At 69.9% G+C, this 15,789-nt stretch carries 15 protein-coding genes and 1 pseudogene; 7 read left to right on the forward strand and 9 right to left on the reverse strand.

What is annotated here, in order from left to right; all coding sequences use genetic code 11:
* Positions 1-6 precede the first annotated feature (6 nt).
* A pseudogene (locus tag AC3ETA_RS00550) lies at positions 7-351 on the reverse strand (trehalase-like domain-containing protein); the annotation flags it as partial.
* A gap of 126 nt (positions 352-477) precedes the next feature.
* On the opposite strand from AC3ETA_RS00550, the gene AC3ETA_RS00555 reads away from it, so the two are divergent.
* Entirely contained in the window at positions 478-738 is a 261-nt protein-coding gene (locus AC3ETA_RS00555) for a DUF389 domain-containing protein (RefSeq protein ID WP_432191047.1), read from the forward strand.
* Here the strand turns inward: AC3ETA_RS00555 and AC3ETA_RS00560 are convergent.
* The 4 genes from AC3ETA_RS00560 to AC3ETA_RS00575 all read right to left on the reverse strand — a co-directional run bounded on the left by AC3ETA_RS00560 (position 686) and on the right by AC3ETA_RS00575 (position 4,123).
* Complete coding sequence (locus tag AC3ETA_RS00560; RefSeq protein WP_432190801.1) at positions 686-1,441, reverse strand: cation:proton antiporter; 756 nt, start codon at positions 1,439-1,441, stop codon at positions 686-688. The genes AC3ETA_RS00555 and AC3ETA_RS00560 overlap by 53 nt on opposite strands.
* A 111-nt stretch (positions 1,442-1,552) precedes the next feature.
* Positions 1,553-2,572 carry an NADPH:quinone reductase gene (locus AC3ETA_RS00565; RefSeq protein ID WP_432190802.1) on the reverse strand — a complete coding sequence of 340 codons (1,020 nt, stop codon included), beginning with the start codon at positions 2,570-2,572 and terminating at the stop codon, positions 1,553-1,555.
* Between the two features lie 58 nt (positions 2,573-2,630).
* Positions 2,631-3,524 (reverse strand): aldo/keto reductase, encoded by an 894-nt coding sequence (locus AC3ETA_RS00570; protein WP_432190803.1) that lies wholly within the window; start codon positions 3,522-3,524, stop codon positions 2,631-2,633.
* Entirely contained in the window at positions 3,521-4,123 is a 603-nt protein-coding gene (locus tag AC3ETA_RS00575; RefSeq protein WP_432190804.1) for a TetR/AcrR family transcriptional regulator, read from the reverse strand. The genes AC3ETA_RS00570 and AC3ETA_RS00575 overlap by 4 nt, the downstream gene beginning before the upstream one ends.
* Before the next feature lie 226 nt (positions 4,124-4,349).
* Here AC3ETA_RS00575 and AC3ETA_RS00580 point away from each other — a divergent pair, with 226 nt between their 5' ends.
* Both AC3ETA_RS00580 and AC3ETA_RS00585 read left to right on the forward strand, forming a co-directional pair.
* A complete protein-coding gene (locus AC3ETA_RS00580; RefSeq protein WP_432190805.1) occupies positions 4,350-4,466 on the forward strand; it encodes an NAD-binding protein in 117 nt (38 codons plus the stop codon).
* 49 nt (positions 4,467-4,515) lie between these two features.
* Entirely contained in the window at positions 4,516-5,262 is a 747-nt protein-coding gene (locus AC3ETA_RS00585; protein ID WP_432190806.1) for an ABC transporter transmembrane domain-containing protein, read from the forward strand.
* On the opposite strand, the gene AC3ETA_RS00590 is transcribed toward AC3ETA_RS00585, so the two are convergent.
* Positions 5,172-7,379 (reverse strand): BTAD domain-containing putative transcriptional regulator, encoded by a 2,208-nt coding sequence (locus AC3ETA_RS00590; protein WP_432190807.1) that lies wholly within the window; start codon positions 7,377-7,379, stop codon positions 5,172-5,174. The genes AC3ETA_RS00585 and AC3ETA_RS00590 overlap by 91 nt on opposite strands.
* Positions 7,380-8,029: 650 nt before the next feature.
* Positions 8,030-9,469 carry a flavin monoamine oxidase family protein gene (locus AC3ETA_RS00595; RefSeq protein ID WP_432190808.1) on the reverse strand — a complete coding sequence of 480 codons (1,440 nt, stop codon included), beginning with the start codon at positions 9,467-9,469 and terminating at the stop codon, positions 8,030-8,032.
* Positions 9,470-9,851: 382 nt separating this feature from the next.
* Here AC3ETA_RS00595 and AC3ETA_RS00600 point away from each other — a divergent pair, with 382 nt between their 5' ends.
* The gene (locus tag AC3ETA_RS00600) at positions 9,852-11,030 is read left to right on the forward strand and encodes an acyl-CoA dehydrogenase family protein (protein ID WP_432190809.1); all 1,179 of its coding nucleotides are present in this window, start codon (positions 9,852-9,854) and stop codon (positions 11,028-11,030) included.
* 54 nt (positions 11,031-11,084) lie between these two features.
* Positions 11,085-11,966 carry an NAD(P)-dependent oxidoreductase gene (locus AC3ETA_RS00605; RefSeq protein ID WP_432190810.1) on the forward strand — a complete coding sequence of 294 codons (882 nt, stop codon included), beginning with the start codon at positions 11,085-11,087 and terminating at the stop codon, positions 11,964-11,966.
* Between the two features lie 277 nt (positions 11,967-12,243).
* Here AC3ETA_RS00605 and AC3ETA_RS00610 read toward each other — a convergent pair whose 3' ends face one another.
* Complete coding sequence (locus AC3ETA_RS00610) at positions 12,244-13,848, reverse strand: aspartate aminotransferase family protein (RefSeq protein ID WP_432190811.1); 1,605 nt, start codon at positions 13,846-13,848, stop codon at positions 12,244-12,246.
* 179 nt (positions 13,849-14,027) lie between these two features.
* Between AC3ETA_RS00610 and AC3ETA_RS00615 the strand changes: the two genes are divergently transcribed.
* Both AC3ETA_RS00615 and AC3ETA_RS00620 read left to right on the forward strand, forming a co-directional pair.
* Positions 14,028-14,576, forward strand: coding sequence for a flavin reductase family protein (locus tag AC3ETA_RS00615; RefSeq protein ID WP_432190812.1), 549 nt, complete (start codon positions 14,028-14,030; stop codon positions 14,574-14,576).
* Positions 14,577-14,652: 76 nt separating this feature from the next.
* Entirely contained in the window at positions 14,653-15,072 is a 420-nt protein-coding gene (locus AC3ETA_RS00620) for a YybH family protein (protein WP_432190813.1), read from the forward strand.
* 282 nt (positions 15,073-15,354) lie between these two features.
* Here the strand turns inward: AC3ETA_RS00620 and AC3ETA_RS00625 are convergent, their stop codons facing one another.
* Positions 15,355-15,762, reverse strand: coding sequence for a YybH family protein (locus AC3ETA_RS00625; protein WP_432190814.1), 408 nt, complete (start codon positions 15,760-15,762; stop codon positions 15,355-15,357).
* Positions 15,763-15,789 lie beyond the last annotated feature (27 nt).

Here is a 15,789-nt window from a genome sequence, read left to right on the forward strand (position 1 = left end):
GACGACCCGGACGGCCCGGACGGCCCGGATCAGGGCGTGCCGGTCGGTGGCCTTGCGGCTGTGGTCGAGAGGCATGGAGGCGAGGACCTCTCCGACCCCGTCCGGTGCCAGGAACCGGGTGACCAGGACGGCGGTGTCGGGGTGGCAGAGCTGCCGGCCGGTCCCCTCGGGATGCTCGGGGGACAGCCGCACACGGCCGCCGCGGTCGTGGTCGGGCAGGGCGGCGAAGACACTGGGCGCATCGAACCGGGGAGCGGCGAACCAGTCGACGACACCCTGCGAGGAGACGAGGGCGGCGGTCCGGAGGTCGCCCACCAGCCCGTGTTCGGCTATGGCGGGACAGCGGTCCATTGCGGCTCCGAAATCTCTGAGGAGCAATCTCGGAAGGGCCCTGTTCCCACTATCCGGCAACCGCCCCGGTGCCGCCCGCCCTGTCGGTTCACCGACCGCTCTCCCCGTGCGCGTTACTGAGTCCTCATCTCGGTCACCACGATCCCGGCCGCCGCGGGCATCGGCGTGTCGCTCGCGTCCTCCGACTGGGACCAGGCACGCGGTTCACTGGCCCAACTCCTGCTTGACATGGCGCTGTTGATCGTGGTGGGCGTGCTGACGCTCAGGTTCCATCGGTTCATCCGGCGGCGCATCGGGCCGCCGCGGCGGGCGCTCCGACGCACGCTGGGTCCCCTCAGTCCTGCTCCTGAGGCCCGCCGGGACGATCGGGCACCGGTCCGATCATGACGGCGACGTCACCGGGCCGCGGCTCGGGCGGATCATCGCCGCCCGCGGGCTCCAGCCGGCCGCCGGCCCGCACCGGAAGCAGCAGGTCGTACCCGCGCGGGACCGGGCGCTCCCACCGCAGCGCCACGATGCGCGCCCCTTGCGCGTACCGCTCCGACACGGCGAGCCGGCTGAGCCGCGGAGCGAGCAGCGTCTCCCCGGTGCCGTACGGGGCCACCACTCCGGACTCGTACTCGCGGCTGCGCGGGCCGAGGCGGTGGACCGGCATCCCTCCGCCGCGGCGGAGCACCGTCGAGGCCAGCGCGTTGAAGTCGTCCTCGTCCGTGAGGAACAGCACCGAGGTGATGCCTTCGAGCCGGGCACCGCGTCCGGTGGCCGCCGCCGGCGGCTCTCCCGGCGCCCGTTCCGGCCCTGCCGAGCGGATACGCCCCCGCTGCTCCTCGGAACTGGCCCACATCAGCACCTCCAGCCCCGCCGACCGCAGGGCACGCCCGAGCGCGACGGCCCAGGGATCGCCGCCGACCGGCAGCGGGCGGGCGCGGGTGGTCCGGGCGACGCCGAGCCGGCGTGCGACGGGTACCGCGGTCGGACCGTGGGGCGCCACGGCCGCGGCGATGACCAGGAAGGTGACCGGCAGGATCTTCGAGCTGCTCAGAGAGGGTGTGTCGGGTCTCCGTGCCGCCGCCGGGAGGGCTTCGGACAAGTTCTCAGCGGATTTCCTCCCTCCGCCTCTCCCCCTCTCCCCCTCCCCCCTCTCCGCCTCTCCGCCTCTCCGCGTCGGGAAAGGGCCACTCCCGTACGCCACCGATGGAGATCATGATGTGACGTCCACCAGTACCTTGCCGACCGCGCCGCTCTCCACCGCTCGGTGCGCGTCGGCGGTGCGGTCGAGGGGGAAGCGGATCAGGGGCAGGCCGTGCTCCTCGCCGACCGGCAGGGCGCCGCCGCGGACGGCGGCGGCGACGTCCTGGACGGCCGCGGCGCGTGCCTCCGGACCGGCCGTGAACAGCACGAGGAACTGAAGGCGCGTGTTCAGCACCATGTTCTGCAGCACGTCCAGTTCGACCGGCTTGCCACCGTCGTTGGCATAGGTCGCGATCGTGCCGCGCGTCCGCAGCACGTCCAGGTCCAGTGCGAGGTTGGCGCCGAGCGCCACCTCGGCGACGATGTCGACGCCGTCCGGGGCGATCTTGCGGATCTCGGCGGCCGGGTCTCCCTCGCGATAGTTGATCACGTGGTGGGCCCCGGCGGCGGTGGCCAGCCGGGCCTTCTCCGGGCCGCTGATCGTGCTGATCACGGTGGCACCGGCCCATCGGGCGAGCTGGATCACCGCGTGCCCCACCGCCCCGGCCCCGCCTGCCGCGAGCACCACCCTGCCGTCAAGTGCCCCGGGCTGCAGACGGCGCGGCCCGTCCTCGGCGACGGTGAGGGCGCGGTGCGCGGTGAGCGCGGGGACACCGAGTGAGGCGCCGACGTCGAACCCGGCCCGGTCGGGCAGCGGCACGGCCCGGTCGGCGGGCACGACGGTGAACTCGGCTGCGGTGCCGGTGGGCCGCCCGGCGGCGGCCATGAACAGCCAGACCCGCTGACCGACCCGGCTCTGATCGATCCCCTCACCGACGGCGTCGATCGTGCCGGCGCCGTCGAGGTGCGGGGTGACCTCGGAGAAGTGCTTGGGGTGGCCGACGCCGGAGCGGGCCTGCCAGTCGGTCGGGTTGACCCCGGACACGGCGACCCGGACGCGAACCTCGCCGGGGCCGGGGGCGGGCAGGTCACGGTCGACGAGCCTGAGAACGTCGGGGGCACCGTTGTCGCGGTAGATGATGGCCTTCATGATCCGTCCTTGAGGTCCTGGCAGGGGTTGGTCGCGGCCCGGGTCGTGTGGGTTGCGGTCAGCCGATGGGGACCTCGTTGGAGCGGGACTCGACGGCATCGAGGGTGGCGAGGGTCGCGGCGTCGAAGGTCATCGCGCTGACCGCCATGTTGGCCTCCAGGTGCGCGGCGTCCGCGGTGCCAGGGATGAGCAGCACGTTCGGGGCACGGTGCAGCAGCCAGGCGAGGCCGACCTGGGAGGGCGTGACGCCCAGGGACTCGGCCACGGCGTGCGCGGCCGGCTCGTCGGTCACTCTGGGCAGGCCCGGGAAGGCCCCGCCGAGCGGGAAGAAGGGCACCCAGGCGATGCCCTCGGCCTCGCACAGCTGCAGCATGTCCTCGTCGTCGCGGGAGACGAGACTGTACGCGTTCTGCACGCAGACGATGCCGGCCGGCAGGGCGCGGCGCAGGCCGTCGAGGGTGACGCTGCTCAGGCCGATCGCGCCGATCTTGCCCTCGTCGCGCAGGGCGGTCATCACCGCGAGCTGGTCGTCGAGGCCGACGACCTGGTCGCCCTCGGGACGCAGCCCGGGGCCGGTGTCCAGGCGGCGGAGGTTGACGACCGCGAGCCGGTCGACGCGCAGGCTGCGCAGGTTGTCCTCGACGCTGGCGCGCAGTTGCTCGGGCCGCTGCGCCAGACGGAGCGGCAGGTGCCCGCCGGGGTCGGGATCGGCACCGACCTTCGTGACGACCAGGACGTCGTCCTCGGGGCGCAGCGCCTCGCGGATCACGTCGTTGGCGAACCCGAAGCCGTAGAACTCGGCGGTGTCCACGTGGTCGACACCCAGCTCGACCGCGCGGCGCAACAGCGCGACTGCGTCGCCGCGGCGGTCGTGCAGGCGCTCGAGCTGCAAGGCGCCGTAGCCGATCCGGAACACGGTGCGGGCGGCTAACGAAGCGGTCGCGGTGGTCATGAGGCTGTCTCCTCGGTCGGTGATCGCAAGGCGGTGTACAGCAGTTCGGCCTGGTAGAGCGCCATGACGCGGTGCGCGATCGGAGCGGCGCGCTCCCGGGCCTCGGCCGGTTCGTGGTGCTCGACCTTGACCAGCCACGCCGTGACGCAGTCGTGCAGCATCGCGCGCATCCGGTCAGCCATGTCGACGACGATGTCGCGGATGGCCGGGTCGGTGGTCGCCTCACCCCAGGTCTGCACGCCGACCCGGGCCTCGGCCGGGTCGATCGCGGCGATCAGTCGGGCGAGCAGACCGTCAGGGCCGGGTGGGGCGTCGCTCGCGGCGTACTCGCCGAGGACGTCGGCGCGTCTGGCAAGCACCTCGCGGGCGGCGGCCCGAACCAGGTCGGCCTTGTTGCGGTAGTGCGCGTAGATCGAGCCGGCCGAGAGGCCGGACTCGGCGGTGATGTCGGCGATCGAGGTCCGCTCCAGGCCGTTGCGGCCGAAGCAGCGTACGGCGGCCTCAGCGATCTGGGTACGGCGGAGTTCCTTGCGCGCGTCGGTGAGCCGCGGCACCACACCCCCACAAAAAGAATAGGTGTTCTGCTTGCAGAGGCCCACGCTAGCAGAATGGCGGTTCCTTTTGCGGTGGGTGAGTCGCATGTTGCGGTGGCTGAGTCACCTACGAACAGGCCCGGTCGTGACGGCCTGGACCTGTTCGCGACAGGTTCGCCAGATGGAAGGCAGCCAGTCGGTGCGCGCGTGGGCTCGGCTGTCGCGCTCTTCGGATCACATTCCGCGGCGGCGGTGGCGATCCGCTACGCCGAAGACGGTCGAACCGGGAGTCATGGGTAGTGGCCAGGTCGTGAAGCTCGCCGACAACCTCATCACGGCGATCAACATCGTCGCCCTGGGCGAGGCCCTGACCACGATGGTCCGTGAGGGCGTGGACTCGGACCGATGACCGGCACGAGCGAACCGAAGGGCACCCGGGTGCCGTCGCCGTCGCCACCGTGCCGACCCTCGTGGCCTCCGCGCTGGGACTGGCCCAGCCGCTCGTGGCCAAGCACGTCGTGGACGCGAGCGGCCGCGGGCAGATCATCTGGCCGCTGCGGGCACTCCTGGGCGCGCTGTTCGTCGCCGAAGCGGCGACGGGATCCGTGGGGCGCTTCCTTCTGGAGCGGATGGGCGAAGGCGTCGTACGACAGCTCCGGCACGGCCCGGTGGGGCGGCTGCTCCGGCTGGAGATGAGGAAATACGGCCGTCACCGGGGCGGCGATCTCATCTCCCGGGTGACCACCGACACCACCTTGCTCCGGGAGGTCGTGCCGCAGGCCCTGGTCGATCTGGTGACGGGAAGCCTGGTCGCCGCCGGGACGATCGTCCTCATGGCGTGGCTCGACCCCCCGCTGCTGCTCCTGGTCGCCGGCACCGTGGCCACGGCGGCCCTGGTCGTCGCCTCGCTGCTCACGGGTAACCGATGCACGTCCGAACGTATACAGGACTCGGTAGGCGAGCCAGACGCTCCGTCCGGGCAGCGTCCGCACGAGCGGCGACGGCACGCGGGCGACCGGTTGACGCCGTGCCCTCGCCCGCCCTGGAGTGGACAGCAGACGTCCCCCCGGCCGACGGTGCGGCCGAGGGGACGTGTGCGGTCAGGTGTGCGATGTCACGCGGTGGAGCAGGCGAATTCGGACTCGTCGGGCCGGTCGAGCATCACGATGGTGGCGAGGCGCCGGTCCGAGGACCAGTCGGGATGACGCACCAGCTCCGGAGTGGCGCCGACGATGACGGTGAGCGGGATCATGTCGGGGAGCCGGGCCAGGAGACCGACGAGTTCCTTGCCGGGCTGGTCCGCGAGGTGCAGGTCGTCCACGATCAGGACCAGCGGTCCGTCCTGCGCGGCGGCCTCCAGGAAGTACCGCCAGACGTCCATCCACTCCTGGGCGGTCAGCCATTCCGTGGTGCGGTTGACCGTCTCGAAGAGGGAAGTGCACCGGGCGACCAGCCAGTTGGAGCAGCTCTTCGCGGCGTCCAGGCGGTCGACTATGGCACTGATCTTCCTTCGGACGGCCCAGGGCGGGTCGGAGTCCACCACTCCGGAGTACTGGGAGATGATCCTCCGGTGCAGGCCGAAGGGGCCCGAGTCGGCGGCCTCCGCCCTGCTCCAGGTCAGGACCTGTGCTCCGTCCAGCGTCTCGGTGGCGAAGATCTTCAGCTCGTGGAGCATCCGGCTGCGGCGCTCCTCGACGTTTCCGAGCACGGTGATCAGGTGCGGCTGCGACCAGCGGCTGCTGTGGGTCATCGCGCCCTGGAGCAGATCCAGTTCGCGCAGGTGGGAGTCGTCCTCGTCGCCTCCCACGTCGCCCCGGGCAGGCTCGACCCGGCCCAGCAGCTGCCAGTGTGCGGGGGTGCCGGGGATTTCGGCGTAAGAGAAGTGTCCCTGGGTCTCCTCGCGGGTGCGGTCGCACACCTGGACCCGGTCGGAGGGTGCCAGGTCGAGCAGGGCCCCGGACTCGTTCATCACCCTCGCGCCGAAGACCTTGGGCGGCGAACTCGCGCCGAGGGACTGGCTGACGAGGACCTCGCCGGTGGCGACGGACACCCGCAGCCTGGTGCGTACGCCCGCGGCGGCGCCGTCGCCGGATGCCCGCGGCGGAGCGGTCAGGACTCCGCGCAGCGCGTAGGCGGCCAGGACCGCCCCCAGGGCATACTCCTCGTCGTCTTCCTCGGCGGCGAACAGGGCGACGGTGGCATCGCCCAGCGAGGAGATGACCACTCCGCCGTGCTGCTCGATCTCGCGCTGGACGAGGCCGCTCATACGGTCCGTCCAGGCGTCGAGCTCGCAACAGTCCTCCGGGGCGGGGTCGGGTTCGGCCCGCACGGCCAGGACGCTGGCCCGACGGCGCACCGCGGACGAGGCGGTGGAACCGGTGACGGTCACCGCCGCGGGCCGGGCCGGGCCCGGCTCCTCCGGCATCGACGTCTCCAGCGGTCCGGCTCCTGGAGAGAGCGCCAGGGCCTCGGCGGTCCGGGTCGTGGTGTAGACAGCGGACACGACCTTCGGGGCCGAGGCGAGGAGGGGCGCCGTCGCGGCGACCGCGCGCAGGGGCGCCGTGGCCGCGCGCTGCGGGGTGGGCCACACCCCCTGGGCCCGAGGCGGGGTCAGGGCAGGGAAGCCGCCTGCCTGGACGGGCTCCTCGGCGCGCGCCCCGGCGGGGGTCCCCTCCACCGCGAGGGAGGCGACGGGCCTCGAACGGGGGTGGTCCCCACCGAGTACCAGCGCGAGGTCGGGGTCGTGGTTCAGGATCGCCTGCTGGAGCTGCTGGAGTTCCCGGCTCGGTTCGAGGCCGAAGTCCTCGACCAGCAGGTTGCGCAGACGGCTGAAGACCCCGAGGGCGTCCGACTGGCGCCCGCAGCGGTACAGGGCGCGCATGAGCTGGCCGCAGGCGCGTTCACGCAGCGGTTCGTTCTCCACCACCGATTCCAGGTCACCGAGGACGGCCTGGTGGCGTCCGCAGACGAGCTGGGTCTCGAAGAAGTCCTCCAGGACGTCCAGCCGTGTGCTCTCCAGGGTGGACAACTCCGGCCAGGACAAGCCGGTTTCGGTGACGTCCAGGAGGGCCGGACCGCGCCACAGCTCAAGGGCGCCGTTCAGCAGCCGGCCCGCCTCGTCGGGCTCTCCGGCCTCCAGCCGGGAGCGACCGTCCTTCACCCAGCGGTGGAAGAGATGCAGGTCGATGTGGTCGGGCGGGACGTCCAGCGAGTAGCCGGGAGACTGGGTGCGCAACGCCACCGAAGTGGACTCGTCCTGGCTCGGAAGCAGAGCACGCCGTAGGCCCCATATCGCGTTCTGCAGGATCTTGCGGGCGGTCATCGGCGCCTCTTCGACGCTCCACAATGCCTCTAATAGTTTGCTTGTGGGAATCGTTTGATTGGGATGAAGGAGCAGGTATCCGAGTGTCGCGCGCTGCTTACTTCCCCCCAGCGGGATCACGCGTTCGCTCGTGACAACCTCTAGTGGACCCAACACCCTGAACCACATAGTTCCCCGCAGTGCTCGATGTGTGACGCAGAGCACGCTCCCCCCCTACGTCATTAGCGTAACCAATGCTACTAACGGTTTGCGTCGATACCGCAACGTTTTCCAGGCGGAATTAACACATCGTTCAACTGGGTGCGGGCGGCCCAAGGCACGCCCGAGGGGGCGGGGACAGTTCTACCACCCCGGTCCGTCGGCGAAGCCGCGCCGTGTGAGCCCGCGTGTCACTGCACCCATATCAGGCATAATTGGGTGATATCAGTTCAAATCTATCCGCGCTTTTCCATGATCGGCGAGCGGCCGTATCGGTCCCTGAAATACGAACACGGAGAATGAACCGGCGCGGAAATTCCAGGGAACGGCGCCGGTGGCGGTGCCGGAATTCCCGGAAACGCAATCCGGAGCGGAAACGACCGCGCCCGCCGTCGGACAGAGGCTGAGCCTTGCCGACGGCGGGCGGTGAAAGGGCCTGCCGGGAAACGAAGTTATGCGAGCGCCGCGGCTCCGCTCAGATTGGCGGCGACAGCGGCGGCCTGGGCGCCCGACTCGATGGCGCCGTCCACATAACCGGCCCATCCCGTGGCGATGTCGCTGCCCGCGAAGACGAGGCGCCCGTGCGGCTGGCGCACCGCGCGCAGGGACCTCAGGAGCTGCCCCGGCCGCATGAAGGTCCAGGCACCCTTGGCGTAGGGGTCCTGGCCCCAGTCGTGTCCCTTGACGGAGAGCACCTTGGTGCCCGGGAGCACCTCGGTGATGGCTCTCTGGATCTGGGACTGGTTGTTGGCGTCCAGGTTCGGGTTGACGCTGAAGGCGACCAGCACCGTGCCCTGGCTCGACTTGTCGGTGTTCGCCAGGACCAGGTCGAGCGGGGCGCCGCTCTTGCCGTTGACCAGCGGGCGGCCGATGTCGCCCTGGACCTGGATGAGGATCTTCTTGGCCGTCGGTACACCGACGGTCTCGGTGCTCAGCCGCCCGAACTCGGCCGGCAGGCCCGCGGTGAAGTTGATGGAGTTCCAGACGTTGACCGGCACGGCCACGACCACGGACCCGGCGTCGTAGACCGCGCCGCCGGCGGTCACCTGCACACGGGAGCCGTTGTCGGCGACCTTCGTGACGGGCGCGTTGTACACGATCGTGGCGCCGCTCTCGGCGAGCAGCTTGGTGATGATGCCGCTCATGCCGCCGACGGGGCGGGTGACGTTGATGCCGTGGAAGGTCTCGGTGTTGTAGCCGCACAGCGCCCACCAGCGGGCGAGCTGGGTGAGTGAGCCGCGCTCGAACCCGCCGCCGTACGCGCCCGTGGTGGCGCTCACCCAGTTCCGCTCCAGCGTCGTCAGGCGCAGCTGGCGCGCCCGGTCGCCGAGGGTCAGCTTGTCGACGTCGGCCAGCAGGTCCGCGCGGTTGAACGGGTCGTACGGGCGCGGCATGTACTGCTCGGCGCCCTCGACGAACCTGCGCAGCAGGGCGTCCTGGTGCTCCAGGAAGGCCAGGTCCTGCCGGGCGTAGCCGCCGGACTCGGTGGCGAAGACCGCGTAGTCGGGGTTCGGGTCGTCGACCCGGGCGATGCCCAGCCGCTGGACCTCGTTCCAGATCAGGGTCTGGCTGGGGTGGATCCAGGTGGCGCCGAACTCGATCGGCAGGCCCGAGAAGGTGCTGGACCAGGCCCGGCCGCCGACTCGGTTGCGGGCCTCCAGGATCAGCGTGCGCTTGCCCTTCTTCCTGAGCTCGCGTGCCGCCGTCACACCGGCGAAGCCGCCGCCGATGACGATCACGTCGTAGCTCTGTACGGCCGGGTACGTCGCTCCGTCCGCGGACGCGCTTCCGGCCGAGGCGAGACCGGCGGCCCCCACCAGGCCCGCGGCGGCTCCGGCCTTGAGTATCGCGCGGCGCGAGGCATGCGCCCTTTTGACGGATGTCTCTTTCATTCCACTCCCCTTGTGCACGAAGTTGCCGGTCGTCCAGGAATGACGTGCTGTCGTGGACAACTGAATGCGGGTCGACCCTAATGGCGGCATGGCCGAAAACGATGCGGTTCCTCCCACTGGCTGATAATCGTCCGTTTCGGATCACAAAACCCGGTCGAGACAGTCCGATTACCTGCCGGTGGACCGGCAGTGGGCGTCCGAAGACCACCTCCCGGTAACCTGTCCCGCGTATTCGGTAATCTCTCCGTGCATGGCTGTTGGAGGCCGGAAACGATTACTCAGTGGTGGCTGGAAGGTGCCCGCCGGTCGGCTAGCTTTTCCGAGTCCCGAAATGGCGATGGGTGACTTCTTTCACTCATGCCGAACTGACCGAGGAGCTGGAATGGCCGTCAGGTCGACCGAAGCCGAGAACATTCTTAAAGCCGTACGGGAAATCGTTCCGACGCTGCGCGCGAACGGTCCGGCGTCCGAGGACCAACGCTGGATCGTCGAGGAGAACATCGAACTTCTGGAGAAGGCCGGTGTATTCCGGATCGCCGTGCCGAAGCGCTTCGGGGGCCTGGACCTCTCGCTGAAGGAGCAGGTGGAGATCATCACCGAGATCTCCCGGGGCTGCGGGTCCACCGGCTGGGTCGCCGTGGCCTGGATCTCCAGTGCCTGGATGGCCACCCTCTACCCGCTCCAGGCCCAGGAGGAGATCTTCAAGAACGGCTCGGTCCGGATCTCCGGCGGATTCACGCCGACCGCGAAGATGGTCCCCACCGAGGGCGGCTACGTCCTCAACGGCGCCTGGCGCTTCAACTCCGGTGTCCGCGGGGCCCACTGGGACCTGCTCGCCGCGGAGCTGGAGCACTCCGACGGCACCGTCGAAGAGGTCTACGCGATGGTGCCGGTGGACGAGCTCACCATCGCCGACGACTGGCACGTGTCGGCCGCCATCGCCACCGGCAGCTCGACGTCCAGCGCCACGGACCTCTTCGTGCCCGCCCACCGGGTGGTCACCCTTGAGGAGGCCGTGCTCGGCACGTCCGGCGGCGGCGCGGTCACCGGCTCCAAGGGCCGTGACTACAGCCTGATCAGCTACGTCGTCGCAGAGTCCGTCGCCGCCTACGTCGGCATGGCCCGTGCCGCGTACGAGGAGATCGTCGCCACGGTCAAGGGCAAGCCGCTCGCGTACAGCAACGTGACCGACCAGGCACAGCACCCGCTGACCCAGATTCAGATAGCCCTGGCCTACGGCAAGATCGAGGCCGCGGAGGCGCTCGCCGACACCTACCTGACGCTACTTCAGGAGCGCGCGGACGCCGGTGAGCAGCCGACCTGGGACGAGAAGGCGGAGGTTCGCGGCAAGGCCGGCATCGCGATCCTGCTCACCCAGGAGGCTCTCCAGGCACTCCACTCCATCAGCGGCGCCGGTGCGCTGTCCCGCAAGGCGCATTTCCAGCGCTTCTACCGGGACCTGCAGGGCCTGGCCCGGCACGGTCTGATGGCCCCGAACATGGGTCTTGAGGTGCACGGCCGCACGCTGCTCGGCCTCGACCCCGACAGCCTCTTCCTTTAGGACGCCGCCCCCGCGGGGCGCTGATTCAACGAACAACCATAAGGAGCAAGTCACATGTCGAACACGAACCAGGGTCCGGTGACCGTCCTCGGTCTGGGCATGATGGGCGCCGCCCTGGCCTCCGCCTTCGTGAAGAACGGCAACCCCACCACGGTGTGGAACCGTTCCGCCGGCAAGGCGGACGCGCTGGTGGAGCAGGGGGCCGTCTTCGCGCCCGACATCAAGGAGGCCATCGCGGCCAGCCCGGTCGTCGTGGTGTGCGTCTCCACCTACGAGGTACTCAACGAGCTCGTCGCCGGTGCGGCCACCGAGCTCAAGGGCAAGGTCGTCGTCAACCTCACCTCGGGTACCCCCGACGACGCCCGCGCCTTCGCCGCCTGGGCGGAGCAGAACGGCGTGCGCTACCTGGACGGCGCCATCATGGCCGTGCCGCAGATGATCGGCCTGCCGCAGGCCCTCATCTTCTACGCCGGTTCGCAGGAGCTGTACGGCGAGCACGAGGAGCTGCTGAAGCTGCTCGCCGGGACCAATGTGTACCTGGGTACGGACGCCGGCGTTCCGCTGGTCTACGACCTCGGTCTGCTGTCGCTGCTGTGGTCGAGCCTCGCCGGGTACTTCCACGCCGTGGCGCTCGTCAACTCGGCCGGTGTCTCGGCGGAGGCGTTCACCCCGTTCGCGCTGACCTGGATCGAGCACGTCATCACCCCGGCGATCCCGCCGAGCGCCCAGGAGATCGACTCCAGCAGCTTCGAGACCGAGGTCTCCAGCCTCGCCGTCAACAAGGCCGCGATCGAGCACCTGGTCGCCACGAGCAAGCAGCTGGGCATCAACAGCGACTTCTCCGCGTCGATCCAGGCGCTGATCGAGCGTCGCGTCGCGCAGGGCCACGGCACCCACAGCCTGGCCAGCCTGGTCGAGGCCTTCAAGCAGGGCTGACCGCCGGCTTCACCATCGGCCGCCCGGGTGCGACCGCACACCCACCCGGGCGGCCGTCCGCCGGGCGGGCCCGTTCCCCCGTACCGGGCCGGCCGGGCGGCGGGGTGCACGGGTGGGGACTGAGGGGTGCCCACCCGTGCATCTTGCTGTCTGTCACGGCGGACGACTCTCTGAGCGAACGACGGTCACGGCCGGCGAAAGGTCCGCCGAACGTGCGCGCAGGCCGGTGCCCGGGACGGGCTTCCCCGTCCCGGGCACCGGCCTGCGCGCGCTCGTGCTACGCGCCGGGCAGCTCCAGCGGGCGCCGGTAGCCGCCCTGGATGATGTCGCAGGTGTCCCGCAGGGCCGTCTCCAGCCACTTGATCTCGTCGTCCGTCAGCAGGACGGACGGCTCGAAGCGCAGCGTGTTGGGCGCGCTCGCGGTGGGGAAGGTACGGAGCCGGTGGCCCCGCAGCAGGTGTCCCGCGACCAGGTAGCCGAACAGGCCGGACCGGGCGGCCTCGGCGACCGGGGCGGCCGGCGCGCCGGACTGGTCGTGGAACTCGAGGCCGAGGAACAGCCCCCGGCCGCGGACGTCCTTGACGACGTCGGGGTAGTCGTCGCGCACCGAACCCAGCATCGCCAGCAGCCGGTCGCCCAGTTCGGCGGCCTTGCGGTACGCGGCGCCGTCGTCCGCCTCCAGAAGTTCCAGGACCTTCAGGGCGATGCGGTTGGAGAAGCCGTCCTTGGCGAAGGTCGAGCTGTGGATCAGCTCGAACTGGCCCTGGTAACGCGAGCCACGGACCAGCAGCACCGAGATCTTGGCAAGGCCGCCGCCCAGGCTCTTGGCGAGGGTGTAGTAGTCACCGCGCAGCCCGAGGCGAGTGCCGGCCAGGAAGTCGCCGGTGCGGCCCATTCCGCTCTGGATCTCGTCCACGATGACCGGCGCGCCGGCCTCCGCGCAGACCTCGTGGACCTCCTGGACGAACTCCCGCGACACCTCACGGATACCGCCCTCGCCCTGAATCGGCTCCAGGATGAACGCGCAGATGAGGGGCGCGTCATGCTCGGTCAGCCGGACCAGGCCGTCGGCCACCTCAAGACCGAACAGCGTGGCGCGCTCCTCGTCGGCCATCTTCCGCAGCATGCCGGGCCGGTCCAGCGGCACGAACCGGGCCTGCGCCGCCAGTGCCTTGAACGGGTTGCGGTAACCCTCGTTGTGCGTGAGCTGGACGGTGCCGACGAGCTTCCCGTGAAAGGAGCCCTCGGGGGTCAGGAGCACCGGCGGGCGGCCGGCCTGGGTCGCGTTGCGGGTGACCAGGTGATGGGTGAGCTCGTTCAGCGCGGCCACGCCTGAGTCGCGGGGCTCGAGGCCGACGCGCTCGAAGACCTCGGCGGGTATCGTCGCCGAGCCGTCCCGCACGGCCTCGCGCGCCTTGGTGATGCCGTCGTCGATGGTGGCCAACAGCGCGCCGAGCCGCACGACCCGGTCCATCTCGGCGTGCTTGAGCGCGGCCTCGTTGGCCTCGGCGCCGGTGTTGGCGAAGATGGCGAAGTACGGCTCTTCGTAGCCGCTCTCCCGCCGCACGATCCGGCTCAGAGTGAGCGCCAGGCGGGCCGCCTCCGGGTGCAGCGAGAACTGCGAGTGGACCGGAACACCGGCGTCCAGCAGTTCCTTGGCGTACGCGACGAGCTTCGGGTGGTGGTGGCCCAGAAGGAGTGAGCCGTATCCGCCGGCGTAGTCCAGAACGGGGATCTCGCCGCCGTCTTCGGCTCGCTGATAGAGCGTGTTTCCCTCGGCCCGCACATATTCCGCGTCAAGGCCGGCGGAGGCCAGTACGGCGCCCAGGTGCGGCTCGGCCAACTGCGTTTCTTCAGCGTGGGGATGCGATACATCGGTCATGGAGCCAACATGCCGAACCCGCTCCAGTGCGTGGTCACGGCGTGGTCATCGGGGCATTCCGCACCGCACGAACCCCTCGATTACTTGGCGATTGAACGCGGGAAAGCGCTGAACGGATAGCTTCTCTGTCCAGCCCTTCGTTGCGTAGGGGCCAGCGAACCCGAATCCAAAGAGGGGAAATGACTCCTGCATCCGCAGAGCTTGATCCCACAGTCTCGCGGACGGGGCTGCGCACGTCTGTCGAAGCCGCTTCGCTGCGAGATGTGATGTCGCAGTTCGCCACCGGCGTCACCGTGCTCACGGTGGGTGGCGAGCACATCCACGCCATGACCGCCAACGCCTTCAGTTCCGTCTCGCTCACTCCGCCGACCGTCCTTGTCTGCATTGCTCACAGTGCGGTCATGTTCGAGGAATTGACGGGGGGCGGGCATTTCGGCGTGAACATCCTGGGCGCCGGACAGGAACCGCTCGCCCGTCACTTCGCGGACAAGAAGCGCACTCTCGGCCTCGCGCAGTTCGAGGACGTCAAGTGGACGCCGGGCGCCCACACGGGCGCCCCGCTTCTGGCGGACGCGCTCGCCTGGCTGGAGTGCGATGTGATCGACGCGCATGTCTCCGGTGACCACACGATCTTCGTCGGGAGGGTGCTGGATTGCCGGCGAGGCGACGGTGAACAGGCTCTGACGTTCTTCGACGGGAAGTTCGGCAACGTGCCACGCGCCGCATGAAGACTCCGCGCGCCCGGTCGGCGCGCGGACGCACCAGACCAGTCGTCCATGACGACCCAGATTGAAGGAGCAGTCCATGACCACCTCGACGACCGAAGTCGACCTGTTCAGCCTCGAGCTCACCGACGACCCGGAAGTCCAGAACGAGGTCTTCCTGAAGATCTTCAACTCGGGCAACGGTGCCGCCTTCGACAACCTGTACCGTCCCGACGCCATCTCCAACCTGACCGGCGGCCCGCTGACCGGTGAGGCCCGCACCAAGGGCATCATCGACCTGCTGGCGCAGGGCCCGACTCTGAAGTCCGTCGTCAAGCACTCCTACACCGCCGATGACGTCACCCTTATCGTCGTGGACTTCGAGCTGGGTCTGCCCGGCGAGGACGGCGAACTGGTCCAGGTAAAGGGCACCTGCACGGACGTCATCCGGCGTCTCGAGAACGGCAAGTGGATGATGGCGGTCGACCGCCCGGTCGCCGACCTCACGCCTGAGTCCTGACTCGGTAACCTGCGGCGAGGCAAGTCCGCCACGAGGCCGGGCCGCCCCCGACGGCGGGGCGCGGCCCGGCCTTGTCCGTGAGTCCGCCGGACCACCTGCCCGCATCTCCGCGGGGCCGCCTGCCCGTGAGTTTGCAAGTCCCCAGGTTCCGACCGGCCGTTCACGGCATGTGGTTCGGGTGCCCATGACGCAGAGAGCCGCATGACCCGGGGCACACCGGGTCATGCGGCTCTCTGCGTCATCCGTGCCGGCGTGGGCCGGCTCGTGCGGTTGTCCCTCGGGTCAGTCGCGGGGCTCCTCGCCGAAGGGGTCGTCGACGGCGTACAGCCACGTGCCGTTCGCCTGCTTGCGCAGCACGTCCAGGCCGACGCCGCGGAGGTTCTCACGGCCCGTGCCGTCCTCCGCGTTGACCTCCATCGTCCAGTCCACGACCAGCAGGGCGGTGTCCCCGGTGACGTAGGCCTCGCGGACTTCGGTCTCGATGCGCGGCTGCGTGAGGCCGAGGAACTCCTTGATGGCGGCGCCGCGTTCCTTGCCGCTCACCGGGTTCCCCTTCTCCCACACGATGATGCCCGCGTCCGTGTAGTGGGAGTCGACGCCCTCCGCGTCACCCGAGTTGAAGGCCGCAACATAGCTTTCGAGGTGCTCCTCGAGCTCCTTGGGAAGTGCGACGGCCGCAGCGTTCGGCATTCTTCTCTCCTCCGGTACGTGTGATGA

It is taken from the genome of Streptomyces sp. bgisy027 (assembly GCF_057710365.1).

What these genes read in the sequence shown, in the direction of transcription:
- AC3ETA_RS00565 (WP_432190802.1), bottom strand. Translation starts at nt 2,572, where the DNA reads ATGAAGGCCATCATCTACCGCGACAACGGTGCCCCCGACGTTCTCAGG.
- AC3ETA_RS00595 (WP_432190808.1), bottom strand. Translation starts at nt 9,469, where the DNA reads ATGAAAGAGACATCCGTCAAAAGGGCGCATGCCTCGCGCCGCGCGATA.
- AC3ETA_RS00625 (WP_432190814.1), bottom strand. Translation starts at nt 15,762, where the DNA reads ATGCCGAACGCTGCGGCCGTCGCACTTCCCAAGGAGCTCGAGGAGCAC.
- AC3ETA_RS00605 (WP_432190810.1), top strand. Translation starts at nt 11,085, where the DNA reads ATGTCGAACACGAACCAGGGTCCGGTGACCGTCCTCGGTCTGGGCATG.
- AC3ETA_RS00620 (WP_432190813.1), top strand. Translation starts at nt 14,653, where the DNA reads ATGACCACCTCGACGACCGAAGTCGACCTGTTCAGCCTCGAGCTCACC.
- AC3ETA_RS00590 (WP_432190807.1), bottom strand. Translation starts at nt 7,379, where the DNA reads ATGACCGCCCGCAAGATCCTGCAGAACGCGATATGGGGCCTACGGCGT.
- AC3ETA_RS00610 (WP_432190811.1), bottom strand. Translation starts at nt 13,848, where the DNA reads ATGACCGATGTATCGCATCCCCACGCTGAAGAAACGCAGTTGGCCGAG.
- AC3ETA_RS00615 (WP_432190812.1), top strand. Translation starts at nt 14,028, where the DNA reads ATGACTCCTGCATCCGCAGAGCTTGATCCCACAGTCTCGCGGACGGGG.
- AC3ETA_RS00570 (WP_432190803.1), bottom strand. Translation starts at nt 3,524, where the DNA reads ATGACCACCGCGACCGCTTCGTTAGCCGCCCGCACCGTGTTCCGGATC.
- AC3ETA_RS00600 (WP_432190809.1), top strand. Translation starts at nt 9,852, where the DNA reads ATGGCCGTCAGGTCGACCGAAGCCGAGAACATTCTTAAAGCCGTACGG.
- AC3ETA_RS00580 (WP_432190805.1), top strand. Translation starts at nt 4,350, where the DNA reads ATGGGTAGTGGCCAGGTCGTGAAGCTCGCCGACAACCTCATCACGGCG.